Below are 10,059 nucleotides of genomic sequence, written 5' to 3'. Positions count from 1 at the left end.
GTACCCATGTGTTGGAATAGATTCACATAAAATAAAAATATTGTTAGGGATCGTGTCGAAAAAAATTTTTTTGACACCCCACGAACGGGTCAAACCGTTGATAAATCAACATTTATAGAGGGAGGAACTTTTTTGCAACAGAACCAACAGTCTAAAAATATTATGAGACCAGAATATGCTGGTACAGATGCACACAAAGTGAAAGAAGAAATACAAAAAGATGTAAGTCAAGGAAAAGGTGCAATGACTTCCCGAGAGGCAGGAGCCATGCAAGATTAAAATCACGCGGAAGCCAAAAATCGAAAAAACCATTACTTTGAGAGTGTACTTCTTCATTTAAAACGACATTGCCGTCCATATCTTCGATAAATACATCAAACGTTTCTTCAACTAGTTCACCTTGACAACCTGTCAAGCTATGATTCGTTCAAGGATGGGTTTCATTCACGTAAGGAGCAATTGAAACGAAAAATTCATCTTCGGGCAAGTCATAGATTTCCTCATCTCCGTTACTTTTCTTCACAATCAGATGTTCAGATGTAATCGAAGCAGATTCGTTTTTAATGGTGCCTAAACGTTTGATTATACCATCCTACTTTCTTTTATAGATATTTACTCCTGTATTCGACACAATATATACAACTTTTAAGCAGAAATATTCACCCACTGATTACTTAAAGTCCATTCTGATGAAATGTTTTACAATAAAACTTAATGAATTTTAAAAAATACGTAATAGTAGGACAAGCGCCGTTCGATATTTTTATAAATTGAATACTTTATAGTAATAAATTCGAAAGGGTGTTTACTATGACCAATAGTCAAAATGATGAGCCTATTCAAATCAACCAAGTACAAAGTTCAGCTCTAATCAATGTCATTGGATCAATTGCAACTGAAGAAATTGGTTTGCGGAATTTAATCTTGTCAGAGGTTAATAAAATACAAGCGGCCGTTGAGGTTGAAAGTGTTACAATAAACGATTTGATAAGAATTAACCGCTCTGTAACCAGAACAATGAAAAATGTATTATTGAAAAACGTTATATTAGAAAGAAAACTTCGTGATGTACTAAATACATTGAGACAACAAGATGTAGGATCATATTCGGTACAACAATTACTAATTGAATTTGCCAATATTATTGGTAGTATATTTAATGAAGAAAATGCACTAGCTGATTTAATTGATGCAGAAGCAACAAAGATAAATACCGCTCTTCCAATTGCCACTTCTGTAGAGGAATTATTAGAGTTGGATCAAAGTGTAAGGGCTCTCATAAAAATAATCGTTCAGAAAAACTTTGTGTTACAACGGAAACTCCGAGATGTTATTCAGTTTATCGAATTTCTAATTTCAGTAGGGGTTGTTTTACCGGTCACCATTGTAAATGTTATCAATAACTTAATATTATTAATTAATGCTATAAGCAATGAAGAAACAAGTTTGGCTACTCTAATTGATAGTGAAGCTCAAAAAATAAATAGAGCCGGCAATTTTGGACCTACGACGGCCCAAAGATTCGAAATGAATAATAGTGTAAGTAGTATTTTTGACGCAATCGTTCAGAAAAACATTATCTTAGAAGCAAAACTAGAAGATGTTCTTTTCTTATTACGACAAGTTGAATTAAATGAAACTCAAATTCTACAAATCGAAACAAACTTGAGCAATATTATAAATTCAATCGCATCTGAAGAGGAAGCCATGGGTAATCTAATTGTCTTAGTATCATTTAGCTTAAACTCTTCAATTAGCAATATTTCAAACATGTCTACAGATATTATTAACGATTTAATTCAAGCCAACGAGAACACCAATAATCTCATCGAATCAATCACTTTAAAGAATATGGTATTGGAAGCTAAGCTGGAAGAGGCTCTTGATTTTATTAACAATTTGTAATGTAAAATGAATAACAGCTCCTAACTATGTCTAACTCTAAGAAATTAGTATAAACCTAAAATCAGTAGGGACATTGTCTCAGATTTCTCCTTTGTCCCTACCCCGGAAAAATATAGATAAGGTTATGCAAAAAACGACAATTTTAGAACTTCCCTAATTCTTTCTCAATCGCCCCTGATAATCCCTCTCAATCCCTTCTTTCCAGCTCCGATCAATGTTCTTCCCGCTTCGAACCTTCACTACGGCCTCGCTTACCATCTCATAATTTAATTTTGTTCCATGGTTGTCGGCATGATAGTCTACCGCGAAGTCTTCATCAATTCCAAACTGTGCAGCCGTTGAAATGGCATCGATATTCGCCCCTAGAAAGATGAAGTCCCATCCATATTTTTCTTTTTGATGTTTGATCATCTTTTTGATTTGTTCAGGGGTAAATTCCCGACTGGCATTTTCCATGCCATCTGTTGTGATGACGAATAGGACCTTATCAGCTTTCTCTTCTTTACTTGTGTATTTTTGGACATTACCGATTTTTTGTATGGAAAAACCGATGGCATCGAGTAAGGCTGTTGTTCCCCCTACCTCATAGTCACGTTCGGTGATCGGAGATATTCCTCTTACATTGATTCGATCATGTAAGAGTTCATACTGATGATTAAATAATACAGTTGTTACGAAAGCTTCTCCTTCCGCTTTTCTTTGCTTATTTAGCATTGAATTGTATCCACCGATTGTGTCTGTTTCAAGCCCTGCCATTGACCCACTTTTGTCTAGGATAAACACTACTTCTGTTACATTCTTTTTCATTCTTATAATCCTCCACTTCATGATTTATATATGAAGGATATCAAGTTTAGAAAAAGAATAGGTCGCTTCAAAAGCGACATTTACGCACCTAGTAACGGTTGATCAAAAGCAAATAGTGCTTCATTGATTTCGTGAATATTATAATTACCTTGTTGGATAAAAAATTCAATAATCACATCTAATTTACTGCTCCTCGACAATGTATATCCGGCTGCTGACAGCAAATCGTTGGTTTCGTGTACATTGAGATGTAAAGAAATGGATAAGGCAAGGGCTGTTTTTTTGGTAGGAGTGTAATCTACTTTATTACGGATTTTTGAAAATAAGCGTCGATCCATATTCGCCCTTCTATAGGTCTCGACATCCGTCATCCCTCTTTCATCAATCAGTCGAAGTAATCGTTCCGAAAAAGATTCATCAAGTTCATCTACAAGATGCGCTAGACTATTTTCTAGTAGGGGCTCATTCTTTTTTTCATAAAAATCTTCTGGTAAAGTCACAGATTCTTGCAATTGTTCAAATATGTAGCGGTCTTGTCGGCGATGAAATGTCAGTTCTACTTCTTCCACATAATGTTCATCAATATATTCATAGATAGATGAGAAAAGCTTTTGGCTTAACATAAAGGAAGTTCTGTCAAACACGACTAAATAAACAAGCATGTCATGATGTAAGAGAAATTGACTAATGGTAGAAACAGCCATTTGTAAGGCCTCTTCTTTTGGATATCCGTAGATCCCTGCTGAAATGAGTGGAAAGGCAATGGATTCACATTGATACTTCTTAGCTAACTTTAGAGAATGTTCATATGAATTCATTAGCAGCTTGGATTCTTGATAAGAACCACCCTTCCAAATGGGCCCTGGCGTATGTATGATATATTTTGCCGGTAACCTAAATCCTTCTGTAAGGACTGCTTCTCCAACGGAACATCTTCCTAAAACATCACATGCTTGTGATAACTCTTTCACACCGGCGGCCCGAAAAATCGCCCCACAAACGCCTCCACCCATTTTTAATTCGGTATTTGCAGCATTTACAATCGCATCAACCTTCATCTTTGTCAGATCGTTGCGGACAATCTCTAATGGCATGAATGGAGCCTCCTTCCATTTATTTTTAAAAAAAAATAATTACTTCATTATAAAACAAACTTCAATTAATTATATATTTCCTGGAAAAATTCTCTCTGAACTTTCTTGATTACCGCAAAACCTTGATCTTCGACCTTACCAACAATATCCGAAGTGGATAAGGAGTGAGGTTTGAACTCAATAACTATCTTTCCCTTTGGAGAATACCCTTTAAAGGAAATAACCCCCACTAATCCCTCCACTTCTTTCTGAATGGATGATAACTTATCTAAACAGCAGATTCCTAGAACATATAAAGTTACTTGATATAACATTATTTCACACCACCCTTGAATTATTTGAAAGAAATGAATCTCTGTTTTCACAAACTTTTTAAAAAAGCCCTGAAAGCATTAAACTTACAAGGCAGTTACTGTAAAAATGTGAGGGATGCATTTCTACAAGACTTTAATTAATGCACTATACTCAGGTCTATCTATAGTTTTTTCTCCCTATTGTTGTACCTCCTTTCATGTTAATAGCTATATTCTATACCTTTCTTTAAAAAAGGGATTTGATTAGAATCAAATTTTCACAGAATTTCCTTCTTTATCTTTCGAATCTGCTCCACATGGTTTTGGATATGTTCTATCGAGTGTTCGAACAACTCTTTAAACGTAAATTCTCCTTCTATATTGTGGGTACCAACGCGCAAATAATCATCCTCGCCTAGATTAGTTAAAATAGGGATAAAACTGTTAATCATAGCATCGAACAATGAAAGATACAGCTGATGATCAAGGGATTGTGTATGCAATTTAGATGTCCATGCATCTTGATCAAAGGCAGTAAGTATGGGATTATTTTCTGATAAAACGGACTTCATTCGATGAACATGTACTAATTCCGCATCCGTAACATGTATGACGATTTCCCTTATACTCCAGCTATTCTCAGATGGTTTATATAAGATTTGCTCTTGTGTTAACCCTTCAATTTCTGTAACCATTTTGTTGTAACTTTCTTTATACTCATCAATTAAATGTTTCATCAATATATCCTCCTCAAATTTGGAAATGCACATTAGTTGACGTTTCTCTAATCACTCTAAACCCTTTGAGGGTACCCGAATCAAAGCACTTTTTGATAATAAGGAATCCACTCTTTTTATGTTGTTAATTATATCTCAACATGATATGATTTAAAATAACAAAGCATCTTAATACGATATAAATAAGGAGGGGTTAATATGTGGGAACTATTGTATCCTACTAGTATATCAGGAATAATATTATTCTTGATTGGTTCATTCTTGACTGTAAATTCTTACATCGACAATTACAGGTCCAAGCATAGATAAGATGAACTAAATGCCCTTTCCGATATTATAAAAAACGAACACCCGCCAAAAGGTGTTCGTTTAAATCTTATCCCATATCTCTTTTGAAATATCTACAATGTATTTCAGCTTCGCCCATTGCTCTTCCTCGGTTAAAATATTTCCGTGATGCGTAGAAGCAAATCCGCATTGTGGACTGATGCATAATTGTTCGAATGGCACATATTTTGTCGCCTCTTCTATAAGTGCTTAAATATTTTCCTTATCTTCTAATTCCCCATGTTTTGAGGTGAATACACATAGCACGACTTGTGCTCCACCCTTTGCTATGTAAACTGTGGTAAGGGCCTAATGTTATTCTCCCACCTTTTTAGATCTCTTCAATATACTTGATAACTTCGAACTTCAAAAAACGGATCGTTGATTAATAAAGTTACTTATTAAAACAATCCTCACAAATTAATTGTCCCTCATTCCGTAAAAATGCCTTTATCTCCGTCATACCTTTTCTCTCTGGATAACGCATTTTCACATAAACTACTTCATTTCCTTTTATTTCTTTATTGCAATTTGAGCATTGAGGTTTTAATTTAAACATACATGTCCCTCCTAAGATATTCCTATATTTAATTACTACGAACTACTGTGTAAAAAGTTCCTTTCCACAACACTCTCCTTTGTTTGAAGAGAAAGCATTGCAAGGTGTATGGCATTAATATAGTTTCCTAAACTAATAAAAATCGCCATTGCTATTAAAGGAACGATACGTTTGAGATGGATTTATCTAGTATCGTAAATATTGATTAAAGTTTTATAATGGATGAAATAAAGTAGCACAGATCGTTACTCTGATCTGTGCTACTTTAACATTATGAATTTTAGAAGTTATTCAACCCACAAGCTTTTGTTTTCATAGAATTCATCAAGCTCTGCACTGAACCAACGCCCATTCAATACTTCACGAACGATCTTCTCCTTGGCCTCTGATGAAATAGACGTATCATTTTCTATCTCTTGGATTACATCTAGTTTATCAGTAGTAACAACAGACATTTCTGCGATAGCATTTGTTTCATCCGCTGTTAATACTAGGTTAGATGGCTTCTTTTTCGTCCAGGCTTCCCAATCTGTTAATTTTTTTCCATTAGGGTTACCCTTATGATCATGAAGGAAGTTAGCCAGGTATTGTTTGAACTGAACGCTCAGTTCCTTCGCTCCATCTAGACTATATGATTCTCTCATCATAGATAAATAGCTTTTATTGTTACTGTCTAATAGGGGGACAAAGACACCATGGAATGACCCGAAAACAGACATCATATCCGTGGCTCCAGTAAGTTCTTCCCCAAAAGGTATTTCAACAGTGTAAATAGGTGCCTTATAGCTATCATACATTTTTTCAGCTGATTCCTGAGTGTTAAACAATTTGTATAGATCACTTCCATATTTCTTAGCAAAAGAGTATTCAGCATACTTGGTTTTGTCCGTTAATAAACTCCCATCTTGTACACTACTTGCAAAGTATGGATCTCCCCATGCAAAGAAGGAGAATTCCGATGTTCCAGTCAGCATGATTAAAGGAACAGAGTTATAGTTCTTGGTATCAAACTTTTCCTTTGGTAGAACTACACCATCATTGTACAGGTGAGGAAAAACACTCATTCGAATGGCTGCATTACTCATTAATCCACTTAATCTATCAGCAGACAATGAATAGAGATATTCTTTTACTGCCTCATCCTCAGTCTGAAGCCATTGATATGCTTCTTCTTCTGTTGATTTGACACCATCCTTCACCACTAATGGAGCGATGGCTTTGGCAAACACTTTCACACTATCATCTTGATCGGCCATCGTCATTCCACCACTGAATGCAATGGCCTTATGAAATTTCCCCTCAAAAATTGGAGAAGCTAACGCAGCCATGACATCTCTACCTCCAGCAGAGAATCCAGAGATGGTCACGTTGTTCGGATCTCCTCCAAAGCTTTTTATATTTTCCTTGACCCAATCCAGGGATTTTGCGATGTCTAATAGTGCATAGTTTCCTGAGTCCTCTAGTCCGTTACCTGTATTTAGGGCTGGTAGAGGATTAAATCCTAATGGCCCAAGCCGGTAATTGACTGAAACAAAAATAGCCTCTAAATCATTAACAAAAGATTCCCCTGTAATTTCTTGGGATGTTCCCGTTTGATTATTACCTCCGTGAATGAAAAATAAAACAGGCAGATTTTTTTTATTTGTATTAGGTCGATAAATGTCAATATTCAAGCTATCTTCGCTCCCGATAATCCCTTGAGCAGAAGACTGAATGGCAATATTTCCAGCCTTTGTTGCATCAAAGGTACCTTCAAATGGAGCTGGGTCTTCTGGAGCTTTCCATCTCAAATCCCCAACTGGAGCTTTTGCATAAGGAATTCCCTTCCATACCAACGCGCTTTCTTCGTCATTCACATATCCTTTTACATTACCGTATTTCGTTTCTTGAGTGATCCCTTTTTTATAAGTTTGATAGGATGAAACTTCTGACTTTTCATTAGCTGATAGAAAAGATACAGCTGAAACATTACTGCCTACTAACCCTAAGGCGAGTATAAAAGCCAATAAGGATGTCAATACTCTTTTCACTATGATCCCACTCCTTTAGAAATATCTTTGAACTCTTCATCACCCATAAAGGATGCTACCCTTTTTTGTTCAATTGGACATGGCATATGTACTTATAGACACCTCCCTTCCATTTTTTTAAAAATAAAAAACCTGAACAGAATGAACCAAGAATATGATTCAAATCTGTTCAGGTTATGCCCAAAAGAGGTAACATTCCTTTGAATGATATAGATTTCTATTGTTAAATTACTAAATTCAGCACCCTCTGTCAACGCTTACATTTAGATTCTTTTGAATTTATAAAAAACTAGTAAACGTAGCCTATTTATTTAAGCAATCTTTCGTGAAAAAACCTACTATAGAACTAGTAATCTATTATCTGTTTCTCCTTCCTGCAGGATTATCGGTTAAGACCTGATCCCCCGGAACTTGGTTTGCATGAAAAGCTGCTTGCCACTTCCGGATCACCCTTTGTATAGCGGGCCACAAGTGGGTATACGCACAGTGGTCGGGAGCGGTACGGTGCCCAGCTAGAAGGCACATCCGGGTTAACGCCACCAGGATTTCCCTCACCGCGAGCCGTGGCCGTAATTCGGTCCGGCGCCTCGCCGTATTCAACCCAATTAATTAGAGCTCCAAGCCCATCAAACTGATCAGTGGCAGGACCGCCACGGGAGTGCCCCATGCCGGGGATCTCGAAGTAACGGGCGAACTCCTCAGCTTGATTCTGGTAGTTCGTGTCAAGCTCCTCGTACCAGCGGGCTGTGTCGTCAGGGGAAAAGACACCGTCTGATGCGCCATGCGCCACGATCATCTTTGCACCTGAATTGCGCAAGGTATCCAACTTTGTCGGGTTAGGCGGTGTCATAAACTCCATGGCACTTTCAGTGTACAGCTCGTTAGACTCATAAATTACCCCTGAGCGTGTGTCCACATCAAAGTTGAGCGCAAAGTCCAGAGTGTTCTCCAACATACTTGGATCTTCAGGAGGTGTTGAGAAGATGAAGCCGACAGCCACGGGATCGCGTGGACCAACGGAGCTACTAAACTTCCAATTTGCCCAACCGCTCTGAACCACTCCTGGATCAAATGGGAAGGAAGAGTAAATTTCTTCTCCGGAACTAGTGCGTGCTCCTGCGAAAACATCCTTTACAACAAGCTTCTGCTCTTCGGTGAGACACGTACCATCCCGTCCAGCCACACAGGTTGGGACGTCCCTCTCAACATCGAAGAATTTCTGGCAACGCTCGCTGTCTTGCACCATTCCGTCAACCAGTCGATCCAAGCCATCACAGCGGTCTAGAATTGCTTGCGCCAGCACTTGCCGCTCGGTTGTAGGTAGTGCTGTCTCCAGGTTTTCTTTGGTGGTGGCTACCTTTGTCCACTGCTGAGCTCCCCATAGCTGGGCCACTGCTGCCTTTGGCAGGTTGAATCCTGGCGCAACTGCTAGGAACCCGTCATACTGATCAGTGTAACGGGAAGCAGCCACCATGGTATGTCTGCCACCGTTGGACGTTCCGGCAATGTAGGAACGATCAGGCTGACGTCCGTACGCCGCCTCAATCAAACTCTTAGCCATAGGAGTAAGCGTTCCGACTGCCTGATAGCCGTAATCCAAACGTGCCTGCGGATCGATCCCGAATAGGGGATTTTGCGCTCCGCTATGACCCGCATCCGAGCTTAGCACCGCAAATCCCATCTGTATCCCGTTATCCAGCTGGCCACCTGTGATGTTACCAAGAGCAGGAGTTACTGCGCCGTCCAATCCACCATTGGCTTGGTAGAGGAACCGGCCTGCCCAGTCGACTGGAAGACGCATTTCAAAACCGATGGCATAGGTCTGACCGTCTACAGGGCTCACTCGCTCGTTCATTTTTCCCATGATGAGACAATGCTCGCCAACAGGATTCCCACCATTGGACAGCTCTCCCTCAGGAATAATCTCTGCCCTTGTAATGATCGTATTTGTAAAATTAAAAGATGTTAGTTTCTCGCATGTCTGCAATGTGCCTGGCTGTGCAGGAGATAACGTAGGAATAGGGTTAGAAGTTCCTGCATTTTTATTTCCTGTAGCCTGAGTCACTTTTAAAGCGCTTCCATCACCTGCCATAACAATAGAAGGAATGAATGACATAATAAGAACTACTATTAATAGAATGGAATAACTTTTCTTCTTTTTCATAGACATTCTCCTTTCTCTCCTAGTCAAGCGTAAGCTTCATCCCTATTTTATTACTATACTTCTTCATGAGTATGAGCCTTGATTCCCCCTTTACAAAAATATTCAGAATTTTTACATTTTTAATTATAGGTGATGAAAACATA

Annotated in this window: 9 protein-coding genes and 2 pseudogenes; 2 read left to right on the top strand and 9 right to left on the bottom strand. The window is 38.3% G+C overall.

The annotated features are described in order from the left end of the window. Positions 1-132 precede the first annotated feature (132 nt). A complete protein-coding gene (locus tag ACVBAX_RS15725) occupies positions 133-279 on the top strand; it encodes a hypothetical protein (protein ID WP_430774117.1) in 147 nt (48 codons plus the stop codon). 1 nt (position 280) lies between these two features. On the opposite strand, the pseudogene ACVBAX_RS15720 reads toward ACVBAX_RS15725, so the two are convergent. Beyond that, a pseudogene (locus ACVBAX_RS15720) lies at positions 281-556 on the bottom strand (CueP family metal-binding protein); the annotation flags it as partial. 254 nt (positions 557-810) lie between these two features. On the opposite strand from ACVBAX_RS15720, the gene ACVBAX_RS15715 reads away from it, so the two are divergent. Beyond that, the gene (locus ACVBAX_RS15715) at positions 811-1,905 is read left to right on the top strand and encodes a hypothetical protein (protein ID WP_447117843.1); all 1,095 of its coding nucleotides are present in this window, start codon (positions 811-813) and stop codon (positions 1,903-1,905) included. A 153-nt stretch (positions 1,906-2,058) separates the two neighbouring features. Here the strand turns inward: ACVBAX_RS15715 and ACVBAX_RS15710 are convergent, their stop codons facing one another. The 8 genes and pseudogenes from ACVBAX_RS15710 to ACVBAX_RS15675 form a co-directional block, all read right to left on the bottom strand. Further along, a complete protein-coding gene (locus ACVBAX_RS15710; RefSeq protein WP_447117842.1) occupies positions 2,059-2,712 on the bottom strand; it encodes a vWA domain-containing protein in 654 nt (217 codons plus the stop codon). 80 nt (positions 2,713-2,792) lie between these two features. Beyond that, positions 2,793-3,806, bottom strand: a complete 1,014-nt coding sequence (locus tag ACVBAX_RS15705; RefSeq protein WP_447117841.1) for a macro domain-containing protein — start codon at positions 3,804-3,806, stop codon at positions 2,793-2,795. A gap of 65 nt (positions 3,807-3,871) precedes the next feature. After that, positions 3,872-4,120, bottom strand: a complete 249-nt coding sequence (locus ACVBAX_RS15700) for a hypothetical protein (protein WP_447117840.1) — start codon at positions 4,118-4,120, stop codon at positions 3,872-3,874. A gap of 257 nt (positions 4,121-4,377) precedes the next feature. Continuing rightward, positions 4,378-4,836 (bottom strand): DinB family protein, encoded by a 459-nt coding sequence (locus tag ACVBAX_RS15695; RefSeq protein WP_447117839.1) that lies wholly within the window; start codon positions 4,834-4,836, stop codon positions 4,378-4,380. A 369-nt stretch (positions 4,837-5,205) separates the two neighbouring features. Then, positions 5,206-5,457: pseudogene (locus tag ACVBAX_RS15690) on the bottom strand (5-methyltetrahydropteroyltriglutamate--homocysteine S-methyltransferase); the annotation flags it as partial. A gap of 100 nt (positions 5,458-5,557) precedes the next feature. Next, entirely contained in the window at positions 5,558-5,722 is a 165-nt protein-coding gene (locus tag ACVBAX_RS15685; RefSeq protein ID WP_447117838.1) for a Fe3+ hydroxamate ABC transporter substrate-binding protein, read from the bottom strand. A 287-nt stretch (positions 5,723-6,009) separates the two neighbouring features. Further along, a complete protein-coding gene (locus tag ACVBAX_RS15680; protein WP_447117837.1) occupies positions 6,010-7,752 on the bottom strand; it encodes a carboxylesterase family protein in 1,743 nt (580 codons plus the stop codon). Positions 7,753-8,134: 382 nt separating this feature from the next. After that, positions 8,135-9,916 carry a tannase/feruloyl esterase family alpha/beta hydrolase gene (locus tag ACVBAX_RS15675; protein WP_447117836.1) on the bottom strand — a complete coding sequence of 594 codons (1,782 nt, stop codon included), beginning with the start codon at positions 9,914-9,916 and terminating at the stop codon, positions 8,135-8,137. Positions 9,917-10,059: the final 143 nt, after the last annotated feature.

The sequence above is a fragment of the Robertmurraya sp. GLU-23 genome, from assembly GCF_052983275.1.
This window is presented reverse-complemented; position numbering and strand designations above follow the sequence as displayed.